Annotated in this window: 21 protein-coding genes; 18 read left to right on the top strand and 3 right to left on the bottom strand. The window is 72.4% G+C overall.

Annotation, left to right across the window (positions count from 1 at the left end; all coding sequences use genetic code 11):
* The first annotated feature begins 11 nt into the window (after nucleotides 1-11).
* The 4 genes from ACIO3R_RS20660 (at nucleotide 12) to ACIO3R_RS20645 (ending at nucleotide 6862) form a co-directional block, all read left to right on the top strand.
* Nucleotides 12-2111 carry a xanthine dehydrogenase family protein molybdopterin-binding subunit gene (locus ACIO3R_RS20660; RefSeq protein ID WP_402107494.1) on the top strand — a complete coding sequence of 700 codons (2100 nt, stop codon included), beginning with the start codon at nucleotides 12-14 and terminating at the stop codon, nucleotides 2109-2111.
* A 196-nt stretch (nucleotides 2112-2307) separates the two neighbouring features.
* Nucleotides 2308-2823 carry an ATP-binding protein gene (locus ACIO3R_RS20655; RefSeq protein WP_385030611.1) on the top strand — a complete coding sequence of 172 codons (516 nt, stop codon included), beginning with the start codon at nucleotides 2308-2310 and terminating at the stop codon, nucleotides 2821-2823.
* 192 nt (nucleotides 2824-3015) lie between these two features.
* A complete protein-coding gene (locus tag ACIO3R_RS20650; RefSeq protein ID WP_402107491.1) occupies nucleotides 3016-4428 on the top strand; it encodes an NADP-dependent succinic semialdehyde dehydrogenase in 1413 nt (470 codons plus the stop codon).
* A 46-nt stretch (nucleotides 4429-4474) separates the two neighbouring features.
* On the top strand, nucleotides 4475-6862 hold the full coding sequence (locus ACIO3R_RS20645) for a phosphoketolase (RefSeq protein WP_385030605.1): 2388 nt from the start codon (nucleotides 4475-4477) through the stop codon (nucleotides 6860-6862).
* Between the two features lie 58 nt (nucleotides 6863-6920).
* Here ACIO3R_RS20645 and ACIO3R_RS20640 read toward each other — a convergent pair whose 3' ends face one another.
* Entirely contained in the window at nucleotides 6921-7244 is a 324-nt protein-coding gene (locus ACIO3R_RS20640) for a plasmid stabilization protein (RefSeq protein ID WP_207314601.1), read from the bottom strand.
* Nucleotides 7245-7298: 54 nt separating this feature from the next.
* Nucleotides 7299-8414 (bottom strand): chemotaxis protein, encoded by a 1116-nt coding sequence (locus ACIO3R_RS20635; RefSeq protein ID WP_385040483.1) that lies wholly within the window; start codon nucleotides 8412-8414, stop codon nucleotides 7299-7301.
* 221 nt (nucleotides 8415-8635) lie between these two features.
* On the opposite strand from ACIO3R_RS20635, the gene ACIO3R_RS20630 reads away from it, so the two are divergent.
* Entirely contained in the window at nucleotides 8636-9202 is a 567-nt protein-coding gene (locus tag ACIO3R_RS20630) for a hypothetical protein (protein WP_402107486.1), read from the top strand.
* A gap of 10 nt (nucleotides 9203-9212) precedes the next feature.
* On the top strand, nucleotides 9213-10547 hold the full coding sequence (gene glsA / locus ACIO3R_RS20625) for a glutaminase A (RefSeq protein WP_402107484.1): 1335 nt from the start codon (nucleotides 9213-9215) through the stop codon (nucleotides 10545-10547).
* Nucleotides 10548-10595: 48 nt separating this feature from the next.
* Here glsA and ACIO3R_RS20620 read toward each other — a convergent pair whose 3' ends face one another.
* Nucleotides 10596-11420 carry an endonuclease I family protein gene (locus ACIO3R_RS20620; protein ID WP_385040491.1) on the bottom strand — a complete coding sequence of 275 codons (825 nt, stop codon included), beginning with the start codon at nucleotides 11418-11420 and terminating at the stop codon, nucleotides 10596-10598.
* Nucleotides 11421-11671: 251 nt separating this feature from the next.
* Here ACIO3R_RS20620 and ACIO3R_RS20615 point away from each other — a divergent pair, with 251 nt between their 5' ends.
* The 12 genes from ACIO3R_RS20615 (at nucleotide 11672) to ACIO3R_RS20560 (ending at nucleotide 26262) form a co-directional block, all read left to right on the top strand.
* Nucleotides 11672-11866, top strand: a complete 195-nt coding sequence (locus tag ACIO3R_RS20615; protein WP_385040494.1) for a hypothetical protein — start codon at nucleotides 11672-11674, stop codon at nucleotides 11864-11866.
* A 103-nt stretch (nucleotides 11867-11969) separates the two neighbouring features.
* Nucleotides 11970-13127 (top strand): methyltransferase, encoded by a 1158-nt coding sequence (locus ACIO3R_RS20610; RefSeq protein ID WP_402107481.1) that lies wholly within the window; start codon nucleotides 11970-11972, stop codon nucleotides 13125-13127.
* A gap of 104 nt (nucleotides 13128-13231) precedes the next feature.
* Entirely contained in the window at nucleotides 13232-14410 is a 1179-nt protein-coding gene (locus tag ACIO3R_RS20605) for an acyl-CoA dehydrogenase family protein (RefSeq protein ID WP_402107478.1), read from the top strand.
* Between the two features lie 151 nt (nucleotides 14411-14561).
* Nucleotides 14562-15431 carry a helix-turn-helix domain-containing protein gene (locus ACIO3R_RS20600; RefSeq protein WP_402107475.1) on the top strand — a complete coding sequence of 290 codons (870 nt, stop codon included), beginning with the start codon at nucleotides 14562-14564 and terminating at the stop codon, nucleotides 15429-15431.
* 165 nt (nucleotides 15432-15596) lie between these two features.
* The gene (locus ACIO3R_RS20595; RefSeq protein ID WP_402107473.1) at nucleotides 15597-16463 is read left to right on the top strand and encodes an ABC transporter ATP-binding protein; all 867 of its coding nucleotides are present in this window, start codon (nucleotides 15597-15599) and stop codon (nucleotides 16461-16463) included.
* Between the two features lie 120 nt (nucleotides 16464-16583).
* Nucleotides 16584-17642: an iron-siderophore ABC transporter substrate-binding protein gene (locus ACIO3R_RS20590; protein WP_385040507.1), complete on the top strand. Its 1059-nt coding sequence runs from the start codon at nucleotides 16584-16586 to the stop codon at nucleotides 17640-17642.
* Nucleotides 17639-19744 (top strand): iron ABC transporter permease, encoded by a 2106-nt coding sequence (locus ACIO3R_RS20585; RefSeq protein ID WP_402107471.1) that lies wholly within the window; start codon nucleotides 17639-17641, stop codon nucleotides 19742-19744. Before ACIO3R_RS20590 ends, ACIO3R_RS20585 begins: the two co-directional genes overlap by 4 nt.
* Nucleotides 19745-19836: 92 nt before the next feature.
* The gene (locus ACIO3R_RS20580) at nucleotides 19837-20961 is read left to right on the top strand and encodes a peptidase C39 family protein (RefSeq protein ID WP_402107469.1); all 1125 of its coding nucleotides are present in this window, start codon (nucleotides 19837-19839) and stop codon (nucleotides 20959-20961) included.
* Between the two features lie 54 nt (nucleotides 20962-21015).
* The gene (locus ACIO3R_RS20575; RefSeq protein ID WP_402107466.1) at nucleotides 21016-22248 is read left to right on the top strand and encodes a GNAT family N-acetyltransferase; all 1233 of its coding nucleotides are present in this window, start codon (nucleotides 21016-21018) and stop codon (nucleotides 22246-22248) included.
* A gap of 162 nt (nucleotides 22249-22410) precedes the next feature.
* On the top strand, nucleotides 22411-23016 hold the full coding sequence (locus tag ACIO3R_RS20570; RefSeq protein WP_385029605.1) for a GPP34 family phosphoprotein: 606 nt from the start codon (nucleotides 22411-22413) through the stop codon (nucleotides 23014-23016).
* A gap of 64 nt (nucleotides 23017-23080) precedes the next feature.
* A complete protein-coding gene (locus tag ACIO3R_RS20565) occupies nucleotides 23081-23971 on the top strand; it encodes an oxygenase MpaB family protein (RefSeq protein WP_385029608.1) in 891 nt (296 codons plus the stop codon).
* 26 nt (nucleotides 23972-23997) lie between these two features.
* Nucleotides 23998-26262 (top strand): tetratricopeptide repeat protein, encoded by a 2265-nt coding sequence (locus ACIO3R_RS20560; RefSeq protein WP_402107462.1) that lies wholly within the window; start codon nucleotides 23998-24000, stop codon nucleotides 26260-26262.

Here is a 26262-nt window from a genome sequence, read left to right as displayed (position 1 = left end):
GGACTCCCACCATGAGCCACACCCCCCAGCCCCTGGGCGCTCCCGTCGTCCGCCGCGAGGGGCGGGACAAGGTGACCGGCGCCGCGCGGTACTCCGCCGAACGGAACCTGCCCGGCTGCCTGTACGCCTGGCCCGTGCCCGCCACCGTCGCGCGCGGCCGGGTCACCGCGATCCGCACCGACGACGCACGGGCACTCCCCGGCGTCCGCGCCGTCCTCACCCACGAGAACGCGCCGCGGACCGAGGAACCGGACGACCCGATCCTCGCCGTCCTCCAGGACGACCGGGTGCCGCACCGCGGCTGGCAGATCGCCCTCGTCGTGGCCGACACCCTCGAAGGCGCGCGGGCGGGTGCCGCGGCGCTGCACATCACCTACGAGACCGCCCCGCACGACGTCCTCCTGACCGAGGACCACCCCGGTCTCCGCACCCCGCAGACCGCCAACGGCGGCTATCCGGCCGTACGCGAACGCGGCGACTTCGACCGGGCGTTCGCCGCCGCGCCCGTACGGATCGACGCCACGTACACGCTCGGCGCCCTGCACAACCACCCCATGGAGCCGCACGCCTCGACCGCCCACTGGTCGCCGGACGGACATCTCACTCTGTACGACTCCGGCCAGGGCGCCACCACGGTGCGCGACAGTCTCGCCACCGTGTTCGGGCTGCGGCCGGACCAGGTCACCGTCGTCTCGGAGCACGTGGGCGGCGGCTTCGGCAGCAAGGGCACTCCGCGCCCGCAGGCCGTGCTCGCCGCCATGGCCGCGCTCCACACCGGCCACCCCGTCGAACTCGCCATGCCCCGGCGCCACATGGCCGCCGTCGTCGGTCACCGCGCGCCCACCGTCCAGCGTGTCCGGCTCGGCGCGGAGGCCGACGGAACCCTCACCTCGGTCGCCCACGAGGTCGTCACCCACACCTCCACCGTCAAGGAGTTCGTGGAGCAGGCCGCCGTACCGGCCCGGGTGATGTACGGCTCCGCGCACAGCCGAACCGTCCACCGGGTCACCGCCCTCGACGTCCCGAGCCCGTCGTGGATGCGCGCCCCGGGCGAGGCCCCCGGCATGTACGCGCTCGAATCGGCCCTCGACGAACTCGCCTCGGAGCTCGGCATCGACCCCGTCGAACTGCGCCTGCGCAACGACCCGTCCGACGAACCCGACTCAGGGAAGCCCTTCAGCAGCCGCGGCCTGGCCGCCTGCCTGCGCGAGGGCGCCGCCCGCTTCGGCTGGCACGACCGCGACCCCCGCCCCGCGATCCGCCGGGAAGGGGCGCTGCTGCTCGGTACGGGCGTCGCCTCCGCCACGTACCCCGTCTACATCAGCGCTTCCCACGCCTCGGCCCACGCCGCCGCCGACGGCTCCTACCGCATCGCCGTCAACGCCACCGACATCGGTACCGGCGCCCGCACCGTCCTCGCCCAGATCGCCGCGAGCGTGCTGGCGACCCCGGTGGAGAACGTGACGGTCGACATCGGCAACAGCGAACTCCCGGACGCCCCGCTGGCCGGCGGCTCCTCCGGCACGGCCTCCTGGGGCTGGTCGGTGCACAAGGCGGCGACCGAACTCGTGCGACAGCTCGGCGAGCGCACCGGACCGCTGCCCGACGGCGGTGTGACGGCCACCGCCGACACCGGGAGCGAGACCGCCGCCGAGTCCCCGTACGCCCGGCACGCCTTCGGTGCGCAATTCGCCGAGGTCGCCGTCGACAGCCGCACCGGCGAGGTCCGGGTGCGCCGGATGCTGGGAGTCTTCGCCGCCGGACGCATCCTCAACTCCCGTACCGCGCGCTCCCAGTTCGTCGGCGGCATGACCATGGGGCTCGGCATGGCACTGACCGAGGGCAGCACCATGGACCCCGTCTTCGGGGACTTCACCGAAAGCGACCTCGCCTCCTACCACGTGCCGTCCTGCGCGGACGCGGTCGGCATCGAGGCGCACTGGATCGACGAGGAGGACCCCCACCTCAACCCGATGGGCAGCAAGGGCATCGGTGAGATCGGCATCGTCGGCGCGGCGGCGGCGATCGGCAACGCCGTCCGGCACGCCACCGGTGCCCGGCTGCGCACCCTGCCGCTCACGCCGGACCGGCTGCTGCCGCACCTGCCCTGAGAGGCGCTGCCAGGTTTCCCCGCCGGCGGCAAACGCGCCGGTCACCGGGGGTGCGGGGCCGGATGTGTTGCGCAACCGGCTCTACCGGGTCACTCTATGGAGTGACCCAGAAGTGACATCTGCTCACTCTTTGCATTCGGGGGTCGTTCGTTCAACGGGGCGAAGCATGTGGGCCTCGATGTGAGGAGCCTCGACGATGACCGTTCCACTCGACCGGCACTATCTGGTCGAACTCCAGGTTTCGGCAGAGCGTGTGTCCCAGCTGCGGCGGATCATCGCCGCGCATCTGCGCCACTGGAGTCTCGAACTTCACATCCGGCCCGTGTGCCGTGCTGTGGAGGAGCTGCTGACCAACGTCCAGCGGCACGTCGGTGACGACAACACCTGTGTCCTCGAACTCCGCTGGTCAGGACGGCACCTCACGGTCTCCGTCTCCGACAACGGTGCCGAGATGCCGCGGCTGCTCCACGAGGGCGGCGGCCTCAGCAGGGTGATGGCCCTCAGCGACAGCTGGGGCACCTGCCGGACCGCCGAGGGCAAGGTCGTCTGGTTCACCCGGTACGCGCAGGAGCCGCAGCACATCGCGCTGGTGCCGCTCCCGCCGCTGCCCGGAGTCCGCGAGTTCCGCCGTACGCCCGCCCTGGTCGCGGACTTCCCCATGGCCGAACCCGCCCAGGCCGACGCCCCCGCCCAGGCCCCGGCCCTCGTCTGAGACGCACGGTACGGAGCGGCGCCGGTACAGCCCGTCCGGCTGCCGCCCCGCAGCCCTCTCCCGGCCGGTGTGGATCGCCCGCGTCCCGCACGCATGGTCCGCGCCGGCCGGGTATGTGTGTGCCGGGGCCCGCGTTGCGCCACCGCGCGCGGCGCGGCACGGTCGGAGTACCGAGGCAAGGAGGCCACAGTCATGCCCATCGCGACGGTCAACCCCGCGAACGGCGAGACGCTCAGGACGTTCGACGCCCTGGGAGCGGACGAGATCGAGCGGCGGCTCGCCGTGGCGGACACCGCCTTCCGGGCGTACCGCACCACCGGTTTCGGCGAACGGTCCCGTCTGATGAACCGGGCCGCGGACCTCCTCGACGAGGACCAGCAGGACATCGCCCGCACCATGACCCTGGAGATGGGCAAGCCGGTCGGGGCGGCCCGCGCGGAGGCCGCGAAATGCGCGAAGGCCATGCGCTGGTACGCCTCCCACGCCGAGGGACTCCTCGCCGACGAGCACCCCGCGCCCGTCGACGTCGAGGACTCCGGCGCCTCCCGCGCCTACGTCCACTACCGCCCGCTGGGCACCGTGCTCGCCGTGATGCCGTGGAACTTCCCGCTCTGGCAGGTCGTACGGTTCGCCGCCCCCGCCCTGATGGCGGGCAACACAGGGCTGCTGAAACACGCGTCGAACGTGCCGCAGACCGCGCTCTACCTGGGTGATCTGTTCCGCAGGGCCGGATTCCCGGAAGGCTGCTTCCAGACCCTGCTGGTGGGCTCCGGAGCGATCGAGGCGATCCTGCGTGACCGCAGGGTGGCCGCGGCCACCCTGACCGGCAGCGAACCGGCCGGCCGCGCGGTCGCGGCCGTCGCGGGCGACGAGGTGAAGCGGACCGTCCTGGAACTGGGCGGCAGCGACCCGTATCTCGTCCTGCCCTCGGCCGACGTCGCCAGGGCCGCCCGCGTCGCCGTCACCGCCCGGGTCCAGAACAACGGACAGTCCTGCATCGCGGCCAAGCGGTTCATCGTGCACACCGAGGTCTACGAGGAGTTCGCCGAGCGCTTCACGGTGGGGATGCGCGACCTGACCGTGGGCGACCCGCTGGAGGAGTCCACCGATGTCGGCCCGCTCGCCAGCGAGCAGGGCCGCACCGACCTGGAGGAACTCGTCGACGACGCCGTACGGCAGGGCGCGGGCGCGCTCTGCGGCGGCGGCCGGCCCGAGGGGCTGGGCGGTGGTCTGGAGCACGGCTGGTTCTACGCCCCGACCGTCCTCACCGGCATCACGCCCGCGATGCGGATCCACCACGAGGAGACCTTCGGCCCCGTCGCCTCGCTCTACCGGGTGAACAGCCTCGACGAGGCGGTGGAACTCGCCAACGACACCCCCTTCGGGCTCAGCTCCAACGTATGGACCCGCGACGCCGAGGAGAGCCGGCGCTGCGTCCGCGACCTGGAGGCGGGCGGGGTCTTCTTCAACGGGATGACGGCCTCGCACCCCGCGCTGCCGTTCGGCGGGGTGAAGCGCTCCGGATACGGGCGTGAGCTCGCCGGACACGGCATCCGCGAGTTCTGCAACGCCACGACCGTCTGGTACGGGACCGAACCGCAGTGACCGCGTCCCGCGCCACCGGCACTGTTCCGCCCGCTGAGAGGTGACCATGAGCGACGCCCCACCGACCATGCCGACGGCAGGTCCGTCCGACGAAGAGATCTCCGCGCTCGACGCACACTGGCGGGCGGCCAACTACCTGGCCGTCGGCCAGATCTACCTGATGGCCAACCCGCTGCTGACCCAGCCGCTCGCCCCCGAGCACATCAAGCCCAGGCTGCTCGGCCACTGGGGCACCTCCCCGGGCCTCAACCTCGTCTACACGCACCTCAACCGCGTCATCGCCGCACGCGGTATCTCCGCGCTGTGCGTCTGGGGCCCCGGACACGGCGGTCCGGCGGTGCTCGCCAACTCCTGGCTCGAGGGCAGCTACTCGGAGACGTACCCCGACATCAGCAGGGACGCGGCGGGCATGGGTGCGCTGTTCAAGCAGTTCTCCTTCCCCGGCGGCGTACCCAGCCACGTCGCGCCCGAGACCCCCGGCTCCATCCACGAGGGCGGCGAACTCGGCTACTCCCTCGCCCACGCCTACGGCGCCGCCCTCGACCACCCGGATCTGCTCGTCACCTGCGTCATCGGCGACGGGGAGGCGGAGACCGGACCGCTCGCCGGCTCCTGGCACGCCAACAAGTTCCTCGACCCGGTCCACGACGGAGCCGTCCTGCCGGTCCTCCACCTCAACGGCTACAAGATCGCCAACCCGACGGTGCTCGCGCGCCTCCCCGAGGACGAGCTCGACGCCCTGCTGCGCGGCTACGGACACGAACCCCTGTACGTGGAGGGCGACGACCCCCTCGCCGTGCACCGGGCGATGGCCGCCGCCATGGACCGGGCCGTCGACCGCATCGGGGAGCTCCAGACGGCCGCCCGCAGCGGACGCGACACCGCACGCCCGCGCTGGCCCATGATCGTGCTGCGCACCCCGAAGGGGTGGACCGGCCCCGCCGAGGTCGACGGGGTGCCCGTGGAGGGCACCTGGCGCGCTCACCAGGTGCCGCTGCCCGGGGTCCGCGACAACCCGGCCCACCTGCGTCAGCTGGAGGAGTGGCTGCGCTCCTACCGGCCCGAGGAGCTCTTCGACGCCCAAGGGCGGCCCTCGGCCCAGGTCCTGGCCTGTGTCCCCGGGGGTACGGATCGGCTCGGTTCCTCGCCGTACGCCAACGGCGGGCTCCTCCTGCGCGATCTGCCCGTTCCGCCGCTCGACGGGCACGGGGTCCGGGTGGACCGGCCGGGCACCGTCCTGCACGAACCGACCCGGGTCCTGGGCGGACTGCTGGAGGCCGTCATGGCGGCCACCGCGGACCGCAGGGACTTCCGGGTCGTCGGCCCCGACGAGACGGCCTCGAACCGGCTCGACGCGCTCTACGGGGCCACCGGAAAGGCGTGGCAGGCCGGGACACTGCCCACCGACGAGCACCTCGCCCGCGACGGCCGCGTCATGGAGGTCCTCTCCGAGCACCTGTGCCAGGGCTGGCTGGAGGGCTATCTGCTCACCGGCAGGCACGGACTCTTCTCCTGCTACGAGGCGTTCGCGCACATCGTCGACTCGATGGTCAACCAGCACATCAAGTGGCTGCGGACCTCGCGCCGGCTGCCCTGGCGCCGTCCCATCGCCTCGCTCAACTACCTCCTGACCTCGCACGTCTGGCGCCAGGACCACAACGGCTTCTCGCACCAGGACCCGGGCTTCGTCGACCACATCCTCAACAAGAGCCCCGAGGTCGTCCGCGTCTACCTGCCGCCGGACACGAACACCCTGCTGTCCGTGGCCGACCACGCGCTGCGCAGCCGCGACTACGTCAACGTGATCGTGGCCGGCAAGCAGCCGAGCTTCGACTGGCTCACCCTCGACCAGGCCCGTGCGCACTGCGCGCGGGGCGCCGGGGTGTGGGAGTGGGCGGGCACCGAGGACGGCAGCCGCGAACCCGATGTGGTGCTCGCCTGCGCCGGGGACGTACCCACCCTGGAGATCCTGGCCGCGGCCGGTCTGCTCCGGCGCCACCTGCCCGAGCTGGCGGTGCGGGTGGTGAACGTCGTCGACATGGCCCGGCTGATGCCGCACGGCGAGCATCCGCACGGGATGCCGGACTCCGAGTACGACGCCCTCTTCACCCGCGACAAGCCGGTTATCTTCGCGTACCACGGCTATCCCTGGCTGATCCACCGGCTGGCCTACCGCCGCACCGGTCACGCCCAGCTGCACGTGCGGGGCTACAAGGAGGAGGGCACGACCACCACGCCCTTCGACATGGTGGTCCGCAACGACCTCGACCGCTACCGGCTGGTCATGGACGTCATCGACCGGGTTCCGGGCCTCGGCGTCCGTGCCGTGGCGGTACGTCAGGCGATGTCCGACACCCGCACCCGCCACCACGCCTGGATCCGCGAGCACGGCACGGACCTGCCCGAGGTCGCCGACTGGACCTGGGAGGGCTGAGGCCGCACCGCACGGGGCAGGGCCCGGACGGCCGTCCGGGCCCTGCCCCGTGCCTGGGTCAGCGGCCGACCGCTCGGGCCAGCTGGGCCTTCGTCATCGACGAACGCCCCTTGACGTTCTTGTGCTTCGCCTCTTCGTAGAGCTGGTCGCGGGTGGGGCCCTGCGCGCCGCTGTGCGACCGCAGGCCGCCGCGCCGGGAGGACGAGATGTCCTCGGTCGACGTACGGCTCGCGGTCCTCGACTCGCCGGAGCGGGCGCGCTCCTTGTTGACGGTGCGGGCCGCGATCTCCTCGGCCCGGTCCTCACCGACCCCGCGCTCCTGGGCGGACTCCTTGATGTGCTCGTACTGCCGTTCCCGCTTGGGACTCGATCCGCGTGGCATGGTGTGCTCTCCTCTCACGGGGCTCCGTCCGCCCCGGACTCCGGGTGCGGGCCGTCAGTAGCGCAGCGCCGCGGCGATCCGCCCGTGCTCCTTGAGCGAGTCGTCCGCGACGAACACCACGTCGGCGCCGCTGTCCAGCGCCGCCTCGACCAGCTCGTCGACGATGTCCTCGCGGACCGTCTCGTCCGCCGGGTCCGCGGCGTCCCCGCTCACCGGCTCCAGGTGCTCCTGGGTGACCCGGACCGTCTGCTGGTAATGCTCCTCCACCGCCACCAGACCGGCGCGCGCCTCCCGCACGGCGGCCCACACCTCGTCGAGACCCCCGGCGAAGGCGTGACGGCCGCGCGCCTCGTCCAGCTTGCCCTCGATCTCGGCGGCGAACCGCTTCTGGCGGGCCTCCAGCGCGGGCCGCAGCTCGGTGAGCAGATCGCTGGGCGTCGTGTCGGCGGGCGCGCCCTTGGTGACCCGCCCGACGGCGAGGTCCGCGCTCTCGCCGACCTCGTCCAGCAGTGCCAGTGCGGGGGCGAGGCCGACCAGGTACAGCGGCCGCGGATCCGTGGCCAGGACCGCGCGCAGCTTCTCGTCCACCGTGCGCAGGAACTGACGGGTCTCCTCGTCGGTGAAGGTGCTCGGGGTGTCGCCGATCCGCTCCTCGCGCTGCGGGTTGGGCGCCTCGTGCGGCGCCGTCAGCGGGAAGCCGCCGATGTGCTCCTCGTGCGCGGTGTCCGCGGTGCCGCTGAACAGCGACGCGTGGTCGGCGGAGACGGTGAGCGCCCAGAACGGCCGGGCCTGGGCCTTCGCGGCGACCAGGTTGCGGGTGAGGTAGCTGTCGCTGAGCACCACTCGTTCGGGCGCGGTGCGGGGGAGCTGCCAGATCTGGTGCGCGTCCGCCGTCGCGAGGACGACCAGGGAGTCGAGGGCCCGGCGCGGATCGATCTCGTCGACCGCCCGGTCGAGCTGCTGCTTGACGGCGGCCCGGGTCTCGCGGTCGACCCGGGGGTCGGCATCGAGCCGGTTGCCCGCCGCGGCGACGAGATTGCGCAGCCGGACGGCGTCCTGCGCGTTGTCGGGTGCGCGACGGTGGGTCGGCATGGTCAGGGACAGGGCGGGATAGGGCTTGGCCGCCCGGAGCTCCTGCAAGAGGCCGGCGGTCAGGGCATCCGTGTCCATATGTTCCCTCCCGGGGACTTGGCGTACTGCCGCGCGAAGCGGGTGATTCGACGAGTCAATTCATACCTTTTGAACCTAATATGGGCGAGTTGGTGCTCCCGGCTCCAGGAGGCATGCGCGATGCCCGCGCCCACCGTGCGGAAACGGGGACTCCGGCGCTGTTCCCCTCCCTTTCCTTCGTACTCCCGATCCCTTCGTACTTCCGAGCAGACGGAGCGTCCGTGAACCAGACCAGCCCCGTGCGGCGCGCCATCGGCGGCCGTGCGTCCCGCAGCCTGACCCTCGCTGTCCTGGCCGCGGTGACCGTCGCCGGTACCGCCGCCTGCGACAGCTCCGACACCTCCTCGCAGGGCACGGCCAGCAGTACCCGTACGGTGTCCGCGGAACCGGACGCGTCCCCGAAGGCCTCGGAGAGCGGGCGCACCCAGCAGGAGTTCGCGGCCTCGGTCTCCGCGGAGGCGGAGCGCAACCGGCAGAAGGCCGTCGCCACGCTCAAGGACGTGAAGGGGAAGGGCAACGCGGTCGAGGACGTCTCCGTCAGCGGCCTCGCGGTCGAGCCCTCCGAGCAGTTCCGCAGCGCCCTGGTGCGGGTGACCAACCCCACCGGCAAGGCGGCCTTCTACGCGGTCAAGGTGGAGTTCGTCGACTCCTCGGAGAAGGTCCTTGACTCCGTGGTCCTCGGCTTCGCCGACGCCCCGCCCGGCCGCACGGTCAGCCAGCACGCCAACAGCCGCAAGGCCGCGGGCGTCAAGACGTTCCCGCGGATCGCCCAGGCCGAGCGCGGCTGACGGCCGGTCGTTGAACGCCGCCGACGCGGTCACGGACGCCCTGCGCGAACTGCACACCCGGTTCGCCGGCCGGCGCGACGGGCGGCTCGCGGACTACATCCCGCAACTGGCCCTGGCCGACCCCGACGCGTTCGGGCTGGCCCTGGTCAGCATGGACGGCCACCGCTACAGCACCGGTGACGCCGAGGTGCCGTTCACCGTCCAGTCGGTGTCGAAACCGTTCGTCTACGCCCTTTCCCTGTCCGTCCTCGGGCTCGACGAGGTGGGCCGCTGGGTCGGCGCCGAGCCCAGTGGCGAGGCGTTCAACGCCATCAGTCTGGAGCCGGGCACCGGGCGTCCCGCCAACGCCATGGTCAACGCCGGCGCCATCGTCACCACCGCCCTGGTCCCCGACACCCGGGACGCCCCGAGGTTCGACCGGATCCTCGACTTCCTGAGCCGCTTCGCCGGCCGGCGGCTGGACGTCGACGAGCAGGTGTACGCCTCCGAGGCGGTCACCGGCGACCGCAACCGCGCCCTGGCGTACCTGATCCGCAGCGCGGGGCCGCTGCCCGTGGACCCGGTGACGGCCGTGGAGACGTACTTCCGCCAGTGCTCGGTACGGGTCACGGCGCTGGACCTCGCCGCGATGGCGGCGACCCTGGCCAACGGAGGGGTCAACCCGGTCACCGGGGACGCGGTGGTGCCGGAACCCGTCGCCGCCCACGTCCTCGCCGTGATGGCGACCTGCGGGATGTACGACGCCTCGGGCGACTGGCTGCTCCGGGTGGGGCTGCCGGCCAAGAGCGGGGTGTCCGGCGGACTGATCGCCGCCGGACCCGCCCGATTCGGGCTGGCGACGTACAGTCCGCTCCTCGACCCGGCGGGGAGCTCCGTGCGGGGGCACCTCGCGCTGGGCGCCCTGTCGGAACGGTTCGGGCTGCACCTCATGCACAACCCGGCCCTGGCGGGTTCCACCGTCACCCTGGTCACCACGGCCGACGATCTGCCCTCAGCGCCGACCGGGGAGCGGGAACGCGCCCGCCGTGAGCGGGTGGCGGTGGTGGCGGCCCAGGGCGCCCTGGACTTCACCGCGGCCGAGCGGGTGCTGTACGCCCTGGACGAGGCGGGCGTGCGGGAGACGGTCGCCGTGGTGCTGGACCTGGACCGGGTGACGGACATCGACAGGGCGGCGCGGGCGATGCTGAACCGAGGGCTGGCCCGGCTCACCAGCGGCGGCCGGCGCGCCGCCGTGGCCGACCCGGCGGGCCGCCTCGCGGAGCGGGACGCCGCCGCCGGCGCTCCCCGGAACTTCGCCTCCCGCGACGACGCCGTGGACTGGTGCGCGACGGGGCGGAGCGGCTGAGGCGCGCCGCACGGGCCGGAAGGTCGCACCGGCCCGTGCCCGGCCCGTCTACCAGATGGCGTCGACCCATTCGGGGTGGTCGACGAACGGATTCCGGTTGTGTTGGTACTGGTCGAATATGACGTCGTTGCGCCGCTTCTCGAAGGTGTCCGGCGGGTCCTCCTGGCTCCACGTCTTCAGCACGGAGAGCCGGCCGATGTTGGGGGCGGAGCCGTTGGACACCTTGTCGTTGGGTTCGAGATCGGCGAAGGAGTCGTCGCCCTCGTACCGCACCGCCATGTACAGGATCATGCGGGCGACGTCGCCCTTGACGGCGTCACGCGGTTCGAAGGAGTCGCTGTCGGTGTAGTTGCCGGGCGCCCCGCTGACCTCGCTGCCGCCGTCGTCGAAGTCCTTGTTGCCGCGGACGGAGTTCACCGACACGTCCTCCGGGCGAAGGTGGTGGATGTCGGTGCCCGGTCCGGTGGCCGTACCGAAGTCGCCGTGGGACTTGGCCCAGACGTGCTCCCGGTTCCACTGGCCGCTGCCGCCGCCGTTGTCGCTCTTGGGCTCGGAGAGGCCGGAGTAGAGAAGGATCACGTTCGAGGAGTTCGCCGGGTCCTCGTCCGTGTCCTTGAGCGCGTCCCAGACCTGGCTGTAGGTGAGGGTGGACTGGTCACTGATGATCGTGTGCAGAGCGCCCTTGAGCGCGGTGCCGGTCTTGCCGAGTGCGTCCTGGTAGTACGTGTCGTCCAGCGCACCGAGCGGGGTGGCGGCGGCCGCCGGGGCCCGCGGTGTGTCGGCCGGTGCGGCGGCCGCGGTGCCGGTGAGCACCGCGAAGGCGGCGAGAGTGGCCAGCAACGGGCGCCGGCAGGGAAGGTGACGACGGGACATGTGGGGTGTCCTCTCCGGAAATACGGGCACCGCGGCGCCGGCACAGGGTGGGGGGCGGTTCCGCGGTGGTCGTGTGACAAGTGGTCAGCGGGAGCCTTCCACACGCACCGTGACCGGTGTGTGAACGCTGCGTACCTATCATGTGCAGGTCAAGTAAGGGCCGGTCCGGGGCCGGGCGGACGCCGCTGCCGGGCATCGGATGCGCGCTCGTCGTCGCGGGGCGAGAATTGGCGCAAGGACGAGGAGGCGGCATGAGCGACGAAACCGTATCCGCATCGTGGGGAGTGACCCCCGACAGCCTCTTGCACACCGGCGCGAGCGACGATCCGTCGCCCGAGGACCTGGTGCTCGCCTCCGGGCGGGACCTGACGCCGCAGACCCTTGAGTGGGCGCGGCGCAGGCTGGCCAGGGAGGGCCGGGCGGCCATCGACAAGCAGCTGCCGTAGCGGCCGTCGGGCGCCGCGCGAGGGGGAGCGCGGCCGCTCCTCGCCGTCACCGCGGCCGGAAGTGTTCGGGTGTCTCCCGCTGCTCGGTTAGCCTGAACGCACAATGAACCGTTTGACGACGTCAGGGGCCGGTTACGACCTCGCCCGATTCCCCGAGGACCCCCGCGACCCGTTCCGTGCCTGGGACGCGGCCGACGAATACCTGCTGCGGCACCTGGAGGGGGTCGACGGAGCGAAACCGGTCGACCTGTCCGGCAGTGTCGTCGTGGTCGGCGACCGCTGGGGTGCGCTGAGCACGGTGCTGGCCGGCCACCGCCCTGTACAGATCACCGACTCCTACCTCGCGCAGCGGGCGACGGCGGCGAATCTGGAACGCAACGGCGCCGACGCGGACGCCGTGCGCCTGCTCTCCGTGCGCGACACCCCGCCGGAGCGGGTCGACGTCCTGCTCGTACGGGTGCCCAAGAGCCTCGCGCTCCTTGAGGACCAGCTGTACCGGCTCGCGCCCGCCGTCCACCCCGGCACCGTCGTCATCGGCACCGGGATGGTGAAGGAGATCCACACCTCCACCCTCAAGCTGTTCGAGCGGATCCTCGGTCCGACCCGCACCTCGCTCGCGGTCAAGAAGGCCCGGCTCATCCACTGCACACCGGACCAGGCCCCGGTCCGCACGCCCAGCCCCTGGCCCCACCGCTACGAGCTCCCCGACGACGTCGGGGCCGTCGCGGGGCGGACCGTCACCAACCACGCCGGGATCTTCTGCGCGGAGCGGCTCGACATCGGCACCCGCTTCTTCCTGAAGCACCTGCCGGTGCGCAGTGGCCCCGAGCGGGTCGTCGACCTCGGCTGCGGGAACGGGGTCCTCGGGCTGTCGGCCGCGCTCGCCAACCCCGAGGCCGAGGTCACCTTCATCGACGAGTCGTACCAGGCGGTCGCCTCGGCGGAGGCGACCTTCCGCGCCAATGCCGACGCCGGTGCCCAGGCCCGCTTCGTGGTCGGCGACGGCATGGCCGGCACTGCGCCGGCGAGCGTCGACCTGGTCCTCAATAATCCGCCGTTCCACTCGCACCAGGCCACCACCGACGCGACCGCCCGGAACATGTTCCACGCCGCGCGTGCCGCACTGCGCCAGGGCGGTGAGCTGTGGGTCGTCGGCAACCGGCATCTCAGCTACCACACCCAGCTGCGCCGGACGTTCGGCAACTGCACCACGGTGGCGGGCGACCCCAAGTTCGTGGTGCTGCGCGCCGTCAAACGCTGACCCCGGCCACCGGAGCTCCGTGCCCCTTCCGGATTCTTGCAACACGTTCTACTGTGTGCGCCGCCGCACACGGGCGACGCGACCGCGAGACTCCTGGAGGGGCCGTGCACCTCGAATACACGCCTGAGCAGCAGCAGTTGCGCGCCGAACTGCGCACCTACTTCGCCGCCCTGGTCCCCGACAACGCCTACGCGCGCTACGCCGACCCCGCGGCACAGAAGCGCTTCTACCGGGAGACCGTCCGGCGTCTGGGCGGCGACGGCTGGCTCGGCGTCGGCTGGCCCACGGAGTACGGCGGACGCGGCCTGTCGCCGATGGAGCAGTTCATCTTCTTCGACGAGGCCGCGCAGGCCGGCGTACCGCTGCCGCTGATGGCCCTCAACACCGTCGGCCCGACGATCATGCAGTTCGGCACCGACGAACAGAAGGCCTACTTCCTGCCCAAGGTCCTCGCCGGGGAGATCGACTTCGCGATCGGCTACAGCGAGCCCGACGCGGGCACCGACCTCGCCGCCCTGAAGACCCGGGCGGTGCGCGACGGCGACACCTACGTCGTCAACGGCCAGAAGATCTGGACGACCAACGGCGACACCGCCGACTGGGTCTGGCTCGCCGCCCGCACCGACCCGGACGCCCCGCCGCACAAGGGCATCACCATGCTCCTGGTCCCGACCTCCGACCCCGGCTACTCCTGCACCCTGATCAACACCCTCGCCTCGCACGACACCACCGCCAGCTACTACGAGGACATCCGCGTGCCCGTCTCCCGGCGGGTCGGCGAGGAGAACAAGGGCTGGCGGCTCATCACCAACCAGCTCAACCACGAACGCGTCACCCTCGCCGCCCACGGCACCATGGCCATTCGCGCCCTGCACAACGTCCGCCGCTGGGCCGCCGGCACCACGCTCGCCGACGGCCACCGCGTCATCGACCTCGGCTGGGTCCGCGCCCGCCTCGCCCGCACCCACACCCGGCTCGACGCCATGAAACTCCTCAACTGGCAGATGGTGTCGGCCGTCCAGCACAACACCCTCACCCCGCAGGACGCCTCCGCCGTCAAGGTGTACGGCTCCGAGGCGCGCCGCGACGCCTACGCCTGGCTGATGGAGGTCGTCGGCTCGGCCGGACCGCTCAAGGAGGGCTCGGCCGGCGCGGTCCTGCACGGTGAACTCGAACGCGGATACCGGTCCGCCGTCATCTTCACGTTCGGCGGCGGGAACAACGAGATCCAGCGGGAGATCATCTCGTGGATCGGCCTCGGAATGCCGCGCGTACGGCGCTGAGCGGGTCCGGCCGCGCGTCTTCAGTGGTCACGGACCGGAGCCGGCCGGCCCCGGAGACCGTTCCGCTTCGGCGGACACCCGGGGTGTGTGTCCCGCCACGTGGGCCATGGCCCCGGATCCCGTGGGGGCCCGCAGCGATAGACTCCTCGTCATGGTTCGAGTGTCCCGTGGTGCGGTGACCCCCGGGATGTGGCGGCGCGAGGCGGGCACTGTGGTGCGGCCGGCCGAGCCGCTCCCGGAGCAGGCGGCGGGTGCCATCCTGGCCGGGTCCCGGATCGTTCCGGGCCCCACGGAGTGGTCGCCGCACTCGCATCCCCTGCACGAACTCGTCTGGGTGCGCGGGGGAACGCTGACGTCCCGCGTGGGGGACCGCGTTCTGACCGTGGTCGAGGGGCACGGGCTCTGGATGCCCGCGGGAATGGTCCACGGGGGCCGGGCGACGGCGGGTGCGGAGTTCTTCGACGCCTTCTTCGCCCCCGATCGCACACCGTTCGCTTTCGCGGACCCCATGGCGATCGCGATGACGCCGTTGCTGGAGTCGCTGCTGACCCATCTGTCCTGTGCCGACCTCGACGCGGAGGCCAGGGCGCGGGCGGAATCGGTCGTCTTCGACGTGATCCGGCCCTCGGAGCGTCAGTTCGCGTTGCAGTTGCCGGGCGATCCGCGGATCGACGCCATCGCCGAAGCCTTGCTGGACGACCCCTCCGACGCACGCTCGCTGGAGGACTGGGCAGAGCGGCTGGGGACCAGCGACCGCACGATCACCCGCGCCTTCCGTCAGACGACGGGACTTTCCTTCGCGCAGTGGCGCCGGATGCTGCGTGTGCACCGGGCCCTGATGCTCCTCGCCGAAGGCTTCGAGGTGACCACGGTCTCCGAGGTGCTCGGCTACGCGCAGCCCAGTTCCTTCATCGTCGCCTTCCGGCGGGTCACGGGAATCACGCCGGGCGCGTTCTTCGACGCGGCGGCCGGCCCGTCGGACGATGTCCGGAATTCCGTATCGCGTGACCAGAACTCCTGATTGTCCACGCGGCAAGCGGAATGCTACCTTCACGGAGTTAGGTAACCCTTAGTTGTTGCTCGCCGCGCACGGCGCTGTCCGTGCGTGGGCGAGCGCGCACCCTGGCCGGTCGAACCGGACGGAGGTTACCGCGGCCCCCGTCCCTCCGATCGTCCGGACATCTTCATGTTCACACGCCCTTTCCGGTCTGCCGGAGAACCCACGGCCGCCCCTGCCGCCGCCCCGGTGGCCGCGCTCATCGGTCACGACCTGGTGCTGCACTACAGCGGCAAGCCCGTCGTCCACGGTGTCTCTGTCGCCCTGGAACCGGGCCGTGCGACCGCCCTGGTGGGGCCGAACGGCAGTGGGAAGTCCACGCTGCTGCGCGCGCTCTCCCGACTGCACCGGCTGGACGGCGGCCGGGTGACGCTCGGCACCCCCGATGGGGAGCCCGAACGTGACGCGGCCCTGCTCAGCTCCCGTCGGTTCGCCCGGGAGGTCACGCTGTTCTCCCAGTCGAGGCCCGCCCCCCAGGGGCTGACGGTCGCGGAGGTCGTCGCGTTCGGGCGCCATCCCTACCGGCGTGGCTTCGCCGGACCGACCACAGAGGACCGGACCGCCGTCGACCACGCCCTGGGGGTCACCGGAGTACGCGACATGGCCGGGCGGCAGGTCGGAGAACTCTCCGGCGGGGAGATGCAGCGTGTCTGGCTCGCGGCCTGCCTGGCCCAGGACACCGGCGTCGTACTGCTGGACGAGCCGACCAACCACCTCGACCTGCGTTACCAGTTCGAGACGCTCGACCTGGTCCGGGATCTCGTCGAGGAACACGGCATCGCGGTCGGGATCGTGCTGCACGACCTCGACCAGGCCTCCCGCGTCGCGGACACACTCGTCCTCATGCGCTCGGGCCGGGTGTACGCGGCCGGCGCACCCGCCGACGTCCTCACCGCCGAGAACATCGGCGAGGTCTACGACATTCGCGTCGAGGTGGGCGTCGACCCCCGAACGGGGCGGCTCCGCATCGATCCACTTGGGCGCCACCTCTCCTGAACACGGCGGCACATCTCCCGGGGCGCCCCACGGGCCGTTCCGTCGGTGATGGGCCGACCCGGAAACGCCGACGCACCGTCCCCGCGTCGCTCACACATCACTGGTGAAAGAGGAACCTTCATGAACCGTGCCCGTCGCCTGGCGGCGTCAGCCTCGACCGGGCTCGCTCTGCTCGCCGCATCGGCCTGCGGAACGACCGACGTCGACAAGGCAACGGCCGGCAGCAGCGCCGCGGCGTCGCCCGCGTCGAAGGACTGCGCCCAGGACACCCCCTCGACGGGGGCCGTCTCCTTCAAGGACGGCGTCGGCCGACAGGTGAAGCTCGACAAGCCCGCCCAGCGGATCGCGGTCCTCGAATGGCAGCAGGTCGAAGACGCGCTGACGCTGTGCGTCACCCCCACCGCCGTCTCCGACGCCAAGGGATACCGCACCTGGACCAGCGCGGAGAAGCTGCCGAGCGGAGTGACGGACATCGGCACCCGTGAGGAGCCCGACCTCGACACCCTCTACGCGGCCAAGCCCGATCTCATCGTCGTGGAGGCCTTCGACGCCAAGGACGAGATGATCAAGAAGCTGGAGAAGAGGGGCGTCCCCGTGATGGCCACGCGCGGGGCGGACCCGAAGGACCCGATCGGGAACATGCGGAAGGTGTTCAGCATGATCGGCGAGGCGACGGGACGCACGGACCGGGCGGACCAGGTGCTCAAGGAGTTCGACCAGCACCTCGCGACGGCGAAGCAGCAGGTCACCGACGCAGGCCTGCCGACGAAGGACTTCGTCTTCTTCGACGGCTGGCTCGAGGGCGGCAACCTGACCGTACGCCCCTACGCGAACGGCGCCCTGTTCACCGAGATAGGCAAGGAACTCGGCATGACCCCGGCGTGGACCAACGACGTCAACAAGAAGCACGGTGACGGAGGCGTGGACGCCGCCTACGGCCTCGCCCAGACAGACGTCGAGGGACTCACCGCGGTGGGCGACGCCAACCTCTTCTACGCGAACGACGACGGCGCCGGCGGGTACGTCGCGGCGCTGGACAAGAACCCGATCTGGAAGAAGCTCCCGGCCGTGAAGGAAGGCCGTGCCCACGCGTTCCCGGCGCGGGTCTGGGGAGCCGGCGGTCCGCGCTCCTGCGCACAGGCGATCGACGCGTACGTCGACGTACTCGACAAGAAGTGAGCACGGTACGTACCGCGGCACCTGAGGCGGGGCCGCTGCCGGGCGCGGGGCGCGGCAGCGGCCCCGCCGCCGGGGCGGCCGTCCTGGCGCTCCTCCTCGTCGCCACCGTCCTGGTCGGCATGTGGCACCTGACGCAGGGGACGTCGGGCGTCGGCGTCGGCGATCTGGTGCGCCATCTCGCCGGGGAACGCGAGAACGCCCGCGGGGCGCCCGTCGGCGAGATCCTCACCGGCTCGCGCCTGCCGCGCCTGTTCGCGGGCATCGCGGTGGGCTTCGCCCTCGGCTGCGCCGGCGTGCTGCTCCAGTCCGTCACCCACAACACGCTCGCCTCGCCGGACACCCTCGCGGTCACGGCCGGGGCCTACTTCACCCTCACGCTCGTCGCCGCCTTCGGCCTCGCCGTCCCGCTGTGGGCGTCGGGCGCCGTCGCCTTCGCCGGCGGCCTCGTCGCGGCGGCACTCGTGCTGCTCCTCGCGGGCCGTGCCGCGGGCACCGCGGGCACCCGCCTCATCCTCGCCGGATCGGCGACGGCGATGGCCCTGGACGCGGCGACCGGCATGCTCCTCATCCTGTTCAACCAGAACACGACCGGCCTCTTCGCCTGGGGGAGCGGCTCGCTGGCGCAGCTGAACATCGACGCGTCGGTACGCGCCGTCCCCCTCGTCGTCGTGCTGCTGTGCGTCGCTCTGGCGCTCTCCCGGCGGCTGGACGTGATGAACCTCGGCGACGATGCCGCGTCCACCCTCGGCGTGCCGATCCGGACCACCCGCGTGGCCGCCGTGCTCTGCGCGGTGCTGCTGACCAGCACGGCGGTGACCCTCGCCGGCCCGATCGGCTTCGTCGGCCTCGGCGCGCCCGTCGTGGCCCGCCTGATCGCGGGGCGGGTCACCGCGCTGCGCCGGCACCTGCTCCTGATCCCCGCGGCCGGACTGCTCGGCGCGTTGCTCGTCCTGCTCGCGGACGCGTCCCTGCGCGCGGTGCAAGGGGCGGACGGGGCCGCCTCCATCCCCACCGGCGTACCGACCGCGCTGCTCGGCTCCGTCGTGATCGTGGTCCTCGCGCTGCGGCTGCGCGACACGGGCGGCGTCCGGCAGCCACCGCGTGCGCGGGTCGCCGTACGCTCACGCCGCGCCTTCCTTCTTGTCACGTCCGGCGCGGTGGTGCTGCTGGCCGGAGCCGCCCTCACGGCGATCCTGGCGGGAAGCCTCTGGCTGCGGACCGGGGACATCGTGCTGTGGCTCCAGGGCGCCGCCCCGGACCTGATAGGCCAGGCACTCGACGACCGGGTCCCACGCGTGACCGCCGCGATCCTCGCCGGCGCGGCGCTCGGACTGGCCGGATGCGCCGTACAGAGCTCGGTGCGCAACCCGCTGGCGGAGCCCGGGGTGCTCGGCATCACGGCCGGGGCCGGCCTCGGTGCGGCGAGCGTCGCCACCTCCGGCCTGCCCGGTGGCCGGCCGGTACTCATCGCGGTAGCGGTCACGGCGGGGCTGGCCACGTTCGCGGTGATCGCCCTGCTGGCCCGGCGCGGCGGCTTCCTGCCCGACCGGTTCGTACTGATCGGCATCGGCATGGGGTACGGCCTCAGCGCCGTCACCACCTTCCTCCTGCTGCGCGCCGACCCGTACAACACGCCCCGGATCTTCACCTGGCTCTCCGGCACGACCTACGGCCGCACGTTCCCCGACGTCGCCCCGGTCGCGGTGGCCCTGGCTCTCGCCCTGCCCGCACTGCTGTTCATGCGCGGCCGGCTCGACCTGCTCGCCGTCGACGAGGACACCCCGCGCATCGTCGGTGTCCGGGTGGAACGCACCCGCTTCGCCGCCCTGTCGATCGCAGCGGTGCTCGCGGCCCTCAGCGTGATCGCCGTCGGCGTCGTCGGTTTCGTGGGGCTCGTCGCCCCGCACCTCGCCCGTTCCCTGGTGGGCGCCCGGCACGCCCGCGCGATCCCGGTCTCGATGGTGCTCGGCGGACTGCTGGTGTGCGTGGCGGACGCGCTCGGCCGCACGCTCGTCGCCCCCGCCCAGGTGCCGGCGGGCCTGATGATCGCGCTGGTCGGCGCACCGTACTTCGTGTGGGTGCTCCGGAAGTCCCGCGCATGACCCCGGGAGGGGACGGGGTCCACGCCAACAGGTTCGGACTCCGGCCCCGCTCCCCTTCCCCTCGTCCTCTCCGACCCGCCAGGAGCACCGGAATGCCGCCCCGTCAGGAAACGCCCGCGCCGCTCGCTGCGCCCGCGCGGCCCGCGAAAAGCATCGTCGTCCCCTATGAGCCCGACACCCCGCCGGCTCAGCTGGCGGGCCTCGTCGACCTTGAGGTGTCGGAGCGCTGGCGTGCGGTCGACCGCTCCGCCCACGCCCCTCACCTCGTGGCCGTTCCCGCATATGAAGGCGCGGGCTGGGCCGCCGCGGCGCTCGTGACAGCACGTCCGAACACGGCCTATCTGAAAATCGTCGATGCCGTCGGCGACGTGCGCGCGGCCGTCAGGGCCGTCGTCGCCCACGCGGACAGCCGAGAGCTCGCGCAGGTCAAGTGGGAAGGATGGACGGCGCGCCCCGACGACGTCGCTGCCACCGGCTTCGCCGCCTTGAGCCGTCCGCTCACGCAGCCGGAGGGCGCTTCCGGGCCGGCTGACGGTTACCTCCGCTGGCTGCGCGACGGCGTCACGAGCGCGCCCGCGTACTACGGGCAGACCACGCACTTCACCTGCGGCGCCGTCACCGCACTGGTCGCGCAGGCGCACGCGGGCACGCTGGCGTGGCAGGCCCTCGACCGGCAGCGGGAGCTGACGCTGTGGCGCGACGCCACCAACTTCCTCGCGTGCGAGCCCGTCGGGCTGGGCGTCGCCGTGCGCCGGGCCTGGCCCTCGTCCCCGGTCACGATCCATCTGGACAACGACCGGCCGGTGTTGCTCGGCCACCTCCCTTCGAGCGACCAGGAGTGGCGTGCCCTGCTCCAGCGGGCCTCCCGGACGGAAGCGGAGCGCACCGGTGTCCCCATTGACCCGAGCCGCCTCTCCCTGACCGAGATCCGGGACGCGATCGGCCGGCACGAGCACGTGCTGCTCCTGCTCTCGCTCGCGGGGATGCAGGGATTCGACGTGCCGCACTGGGTGCTCTGCCACGGAGCTGTACCCGGCGCCATCGTGATCGAGGATCCCTGGACCAACGCGGCAACGGGGGACACCTGGGTCGACGCCCACCTCCTGCCGGTCTCCGACGCGTCGCTCGACACGATGTCGGTCATCTCGCCGGAGGGCTTCCGCGGCGCGGTGACCATCGGCCGCCCGCAAGGGCGGGACGCGGCGCCATCCTTGTGAACGAACACCATGACTCACTCACCGTGCCGGTACTGCGAGAGGGAAGCGACAGCGATGGAGATCCGACCCACGACCGATGAGGACCTGGACGTCTTCGTCGACACGGTCCACACCGCGTTCGGGCACTTTCCGGAACCCCCGGTCGCGGGTGGCGGACGCTGGTGGTCCGCGCTCGAAATGGACCGCGGCCTGCTCGCCCTGACAGCCGACGGCCGGCCCGTGGGCACCGCCGCCGCGTACTCCTTCGAACTCACCCTGCCCGGCCAGGTCCTCGCACCGGTCGCCGGGGTGAGCGCGGTCGGCGTCCTGCCCTCGCACCGGCGGCGCGGTGTGCTCAGCGAGATGATGCGACGGCAGCTCTCCGAGGTGCGGTCCCGGGGCGAGTTCCTCTCGGTGCTGCTGGCTTCCGAGTCCTCGATCTACGGCAGGTTCGGCTACGGACCGGCCACCTTCACCACCCGGCTGACGGTGCCGCGCCACCGAGCCGCCCTCGCGGTTCCCCGGGCTCGTGCGACGACCGGCGCACCGGCGACCGGAGCGGACGCCGGAACGGTCGAGGTCCTGCGGCGTGCCGAGTGCGGCGAGATCCTCGAAGAGGTCTACGACCGGTACCGCCGCGCCCAGCCCGGCGCGCTGTCCCGGCCGCACCGCTGGTGGGCCCTGGGGGCAGGGCAGTCGCCGGTCTCCTCCGCACCGCGCTACGTCGCCGTCCACCGGGACGCCGACGGAGCGGCGGACGGGTACGCCAGCTACTCGATCGGCGAGCCCGGCACCCTGACGGTCGACGAGACCATCGCCACCGACGACGCGGTCTTCATGGCCCTGGCCCGGTTCGCACTCGGACACGACCTGGTCTCACAGGTCGTGTTCCGGCACGTCCCGCCCGAGCACCCGCTGCGCTGGCACCTCGCCGACATCCGCGCCGGCGAGATCGGCGGACACGCCGACTGGCTGTGGGTGCGCCTCCTCGATGTCCCGCGCGCCCTGACCGCACGCGGCTGGTTCACGGACGGTGAGCTGGTCCTCGACGTGGACGACCCGTTCCTCGGCGAGCACGGCCGCTACCTGCTGACCGTCCGCGGCGGCGAGGCCGGCTGCGTCGCCACGGACCGGCAGCCCGACCTGTCGCTGGACGTCCGCGATCTGAGCTCGCTCTACCTGGGAGGCGTCGCCCCGAGCACTCTCGTGCGCGCGGGACACGTCCGGGCCTGCCGTCCGGGCGCCGCGGCCCTCGCGGACACGCTCTTCCGCACAGAACGCGCCCCGCACTGCCTGCACTGGTTCTAGGGCCCGTACTGGGCTGTCACGCGGAAGAGCTGCGGAAGAGCTCCGGATCGCGGGGGCGGGAGCGATACTGATCGTGACAGCCGCCCCGCTGCCGGGCCGGTCCCGGACGCGGGCCGGCCCGGTGGGGCGCACCACCGTCCATGTCTCCGAGAGGAGCCGTTCATGACCACGGCGAAGGACCTGTTCACGATCGCCACGGACCCCGGGTCGAAGAACTCCGTGGGACAGGGGGACCTCTCGCTCGCGCTCGCGGGAGCCGAGCTGATCGATCTCATCGGGGCGGAGGCGGTAGGTGTGGACGGCGACCGCATCGTGCCCGGTGTGCCACCGGCGCCGGACGACCAGCTCATGGGAGAGGCCGCCGCGGCGCTCGTCCGACAGGCGCCCTACGAGCGGATCGAGGACTGGCTGTGGCGCCGGGGCCGAGACCTCTCGGCCGCGTACCAGAGGGCCCTGGAGGAGGCCGGTGAGCTGACGCCGAAGCGCGGCGGACGCCTGTCCTTCGGCTCCGAGCGCGTGGAACCGGCTGATACGCCCGCGCGCCGCCGGGCAGCCGACCGCTGGGAGCGGAAGGAACCCGTCCTGACCGCCCTCGCCTCCGTCGTGGGCATCGACGGCGAACACCCCGACGACGAGCCCGGCTTCGACGACGAGGCGGTGACGACCGTCGTGGCCATCGTCCACGACGCGGTGATGGAGCTGGAAGCCGTACGCCAGCGGAGGTCCATCGAGAACGCGGCGTTCGCCAACGTCTGGCGGGGACCGTGAGCCGAGCGGGGGCGGGCGTCCGGTGGAACCCGGCGGCCAACGGGCGAGCGGGAGGCAGGACGAGATGACGGAAGCCGACCCCGGGCTCTTCGGGCCCCGATCGGTCACCTGGCAGATACACGGCGACCCGATGATGTGGGTGGCGGGCGTGCGCGCCCTGTACCTCCAGGCGCTGCACCCGCGCGCCGTGCGCGGCGTCATGCAGAACTCCGATTTCCGCAAGGACGCCTGGGGCCGGCTGATGCGCACAGCGGGCTTCGTCGGAACCATCACCTACGGAACCACAGAGGCCGCCGAGAAGGCGGGCGCCCGCGTCCGCAGGATCCACCGGCTCCTCAAGGTCACCGACCCGCGCACCGGTGAGACGTACGGCGTCGATGACCCCGCGCTGCTGCTGTGGGTCCACTGCGCCGAGGCCGACTCCTACCTCCAGGTCGAACGCCGCTCCGGCTTCCCCCTCACCGACGCGCAGGCCGACCGGTACATCGACGAACACCGCCGCGGCGCCCGGCTCGTCGGCCTCGACCCGGCCGATGTACCCGCCACCACCGCACAGCTGGCCGCCTACTTCGAGCGGGTGCGGCCCCAGCTGGCCTCCTCACCAGATGCGCGGGACGTCGACGACTTCCTGCGGAAGCCACCGGTCCACCCCCTGCTGGTGCCTGCCCGCGCCCTGCTGTGGCGGCGCGTCGCGACGCTCGCCTACCAGTCGCTGCCCCCGTACGCCCACGAGCTGTACGGCAGACCCGCACCACCGGCGGCCACCGTCGACCGCCGTCTGCGCACCGCCGGAACCCTCCTGCGGGCTGTCCCGTCGCGGCTGCGCTGGCAGCTCCCGCCGGGTCATATCCTGAAGGCGACGGCGCGTCTGGGGCCAGGCAGCCGCCCCACCCCGTACAAACTGAAGAGGCAGGCAGCCATACTGGAAGGGCCGGGGAGGGCGCAGCAACAGTAGGCGGAACAACGGGGGCGACAGCAGGGATGGCGGAAACCAGGCTGATCCAGAGCCGGTACCGACTGCTCGATCTGATCGGGCGCGGCGGCATGGGCGAGGTGTGGCGTGCCCGCGACGAATCACTCGGCCGTCAGGTCGCCGTCAAGTGCCTGAAGCCGATGGGTCCTCAGCACGACCCGGACTTCACCCGCATCCTGCGTGAACGCTTCCGCCGGGAGGCCCGGGTCGCGGCCGCGCTCCAGCACCGCGGCGTCACCGTCGTCCACGACTTCGGCGAACACGAGGGCGTGCTCTACCTGGTGATGGAGTTGCTGGACGGCCGCAATCTCAGCCAGCTCCTGGAGGACAACGAGCAGCATCCGCTGCCCGTCGACGACGTCGTCGACATCGCGGAACAGGTCGCCGACGCCCTCGGATACACCCACCAGCAGGGCATCGTCCACCGCGACCTCAAGCCGGCCAACATCATGAGGCTGGCCGACGGGACGGTGAAGATCTGCGACTTCGGCATCGCCAGGCTCGGCCACGACATCAGCGTCACCTCACGCCTCACCGGCGTAGGCATCGCCATGGGCACCCCCCACTACATGTCGCCCGAGCAGATCAGCGGCGGCCAGATCGACCACCGCAGCGACCTCTACTCGCTGGGCTGCGTGCTGTACGAGATCGCCACCGGGGCGCCGCCGTTCGACCTCGACGATGCCTGGGGCGTCCTCGTCGGACACCGTGACACCCAGCCGGAGCCCCTCCGTTCGCACCGGGCCGAACTCCCCGGATTCTTCGACCGCGTCGTCCTGGAACTGCTCGCCAAGACCCCGGAGCAGCGGCCCGCAGACGCGGGTGACCTGCGCCGCCGCATCGCCGTCGGCCGCACCGGAGCGCAGCCGCACCTGGAGCCGACCGGCCGGGTGCTGCTCGCGCCGCCCGTCCCGGTCGAGCGCCCCGGCGGACCCGCAGGCCCCGGACCGCGGCTGCCCGACTGGACCCACGGGATGACGAGCGGAATCAAGGCGACGGGCGCCGCGACGCCGGGACTCCCGCCGCCCGACCACTCGGCGGGCCTGACCGGCCAGTGGACCACCGGCACCGACCCGCGGACCGCCGGATCCGCACCGCCCGCCGGGTCCGGGCGGCCCACGCCCTCGCCGGAACTCCTCGCGATACTCGCCAGCCGCCACAGCGCCGGCCTCAACCTGAGCCGCCTCGGCCACTGGGACGAGGCGGGCGAGGTGCACCGGGCGGTCGCCGCAGAACGCGAGCACGCGCTGGGTCCCGACCACCCCGACACGCTCTCCAGCCGCTACGAGGTGGGGTTCACCCTCAGCCGCACCGGGCGCGCGGCGGACGCGCTGCGGGAGTTCGGCCGGGTCGCGGAGGGCCGCGGGAGGACCCTGGGCCCCGACCACGCGGAGACCCTCGCCGCCCGCCAGGAAGTGGCGTACGTACTGGGCCGGCTCGGCCGGCACTTCGAGGCCCACCAGGTCTACGCCGCAGTCCTCGCCTCCCGGGAACGCTCGATGGGACCCGATCACCCCGACACCCTGCGCTGCCGCCACAACCTGGCGTTCAACCTCAGCCGGCTCGGGCGCCTGGAGGACTCGTACCGCATGGCCCGCGACGTGGCGGCGGCCCGCGCCCGGCTGCTCGGCGCCGCCCATCCCGACACCCTGGTCACCCGCTACGAGGTCGGCTACACCCTCGGCCGGCTCGGCCGGTGGACGGAGGCCCTGCAGACCTACCGGGAGATCGTCCAGGTCCGGTCGCACGTGCTGGGCGCCGACCACCCCGACACCCTCGCGGCCCGCTACGAGGTCGGCATCAGCCTCGGCCGGCTGGGCCGCAGCACCGAGGCGCTGGAGCTGTACCGGCTGCTCGTCGACGACCGGACCCGGGTCAGCGGCCCCGCCGACCCCGAGACCCTCCGCGCCCGCCACGGACTGGGCGTCAACCTGGGCCGGCTGGCCCGCTGGGAGGAGGCGCTGACCGAGGCGCGCGAGGTGTGCGCGACCCGCGAACGCGTCCTGGGCGCCGACCACGCCGACACCCTCGTCAGCCGCCGCGAGATCGCCGTGGGCCTCGGCTGGCTCGGCCGCTGGGCCGAGGCGCTCACCGTCTACCGCAAGGTCGCAGAGGTACGGACCAGGCTGCTCGGTGCCGATCACCCCGACACCCTCGCCAGCCGCAACGACGAGGCGCACTGCCTCGAACAGCTCGGTCGCGCGAAGGAAGCGGTCGAGCTGTACCGGCAGGTCGCGGCGCTGCGACAGCAACGGGGCATCCCGTCGTCCTGA

The organism is Streptomyces sp. NPDC087428 (assembly GCF_044744085.1).
Lineage (GTDB): Bacteria > Actinomycetota > Actinomycetes > Streptomycetales > Streptomycetaceae > Streptomyces.
Note: the sequence above shows the minus strand (reverse complement) of the source record. Positions and strands in the feature narration are given on the sequence as shown.

Excerpts from the sequence above, each read along its gene's own strand:
- ACIO3R_RS20660 (WP_402107494.1), top strand. The coding sequence starts at position 12 with ATGAGCCACACCCCCCAGCCCCTGGGCGCTCCCGTCGTCCGCCGCGAG.
- ACIO3R_RS20655 (WP_385030611.1), top strand. The coding sequence starts at position 2,308 with ATGACCGTTCCACTCGACCGGCACTATCTGGTCGAACTCCAGGTTTCG.
- ACIO3R_RS20650 (WP_402107491.1), top strand. The coding sequence starts at position 3,016 with ATGCCCATCGCGACGGTCAACCCCGCGAACGGCGAGACGCTCAGGACG.
- ACIO3R_RS20645 (WP_385030605.1), top strand. The coding sequence starts at position 4,475 with ATGAGCGACGCCCCACCGACCATGCCGACGGCAGGTCCGTCCGACGAA.
- ACIO3R_RS20640 (WP_207314601.1), bottom strand. The coding sequence starts at position 7,244 with ATGCCACGCGGATCGAGTCCCAAGCGGGAACGGCAGTACGAGCACATC.
- ACIO3R_RS20635 (WP_385040483.1), bottom strand. The coding sequence starts at position 8,414 with ATGGACACGGATGCCCTGACCGCCGGCCTCTTGCAGGAGCTCCGGGCG.
- ACIO3R_RS20620 (WP_385040491.1), bottom strand. The coding sequence starts at position 11,420 with ATGTCCCGTCGTCACCTTCCCTGCCGGCGCCCGTTGCTGGCCACTCTC.
- ACIO3R_RS20615 (WP_385040494.1), top strand. The coding sequence starts at position 11,672 with ATGAGCGACGAAACCGTATCCGCATCGTGGGGAGTGACCCCCGACAGC.
- ACIO3R_RS20610 (WP_402107481.1), top strand. The coding sequence starts at position 11,970 with ATGAACCGTTTGACGACGTCAGGGGCCGGTTACGACCTCGCCCGATTC.
- ACIO3R_RS20600 (WP_402107475.1), top strand. The coding sequence starts at position 14,562 with ATGGTTCGAGTGTCCCGTGGTGCGGTGACCCCCGGGATGTGGCGGCGC.
- ACIO3R_RS20595 (WP_402107473.1), top strand. The coding sequence starts at position 15,597 with ATGTTCACACGCCCTTTCCGGTCTGCCGGAGAACCCACGGCCGCCCCT.
- ACIO3R_RS20590 (WP_385040507.1), top strand. The coding sequence starts at position 16,584 with ATGAACCGTGCCCGTCGCCTGGCGGCGTCAGCCTCGACCGGGCTCGCT.
- ACIO3R_RS20580 (WP_402107469.1), top strand. The coding sequence starts at position 19,837 with ATGCCGCCCCGTCAGGAAACGCCCGCGCCGCTCGCTGCGCCCGCGCGG.
- ACIO3R_RS20575 (WP_402107466.1), top strand. The coding sequence starts at position 21,016 with ATGGAGATCCGACCCACGACCGATGAGGACCTGGACGTCTTCGTCGAC.
- ACIO3R_RS20570 (WP_385029605.1), top strand. The coding sequence starts at position 22,411 with ATGACCACGGCGAAGGACCTGTTCACGATCGCCACGGACCCCGGGTCG.
- ACIO3R_RS20565 (WP_385029608.1), top strand. The coding sequence starts at position 23,081 with ATGACGGAAGCCGACCCCGGGCTCTTCGGGCCCCGATCGGTCACCTGG.
- ACIO3R_RS20560 (WP_402107462.1), top strand. The coding sequence starts at position 23,998 with ATGGCGGAAACCAGGCTGATCCAGAGCCGGTACCGACTGCTCGATCTG.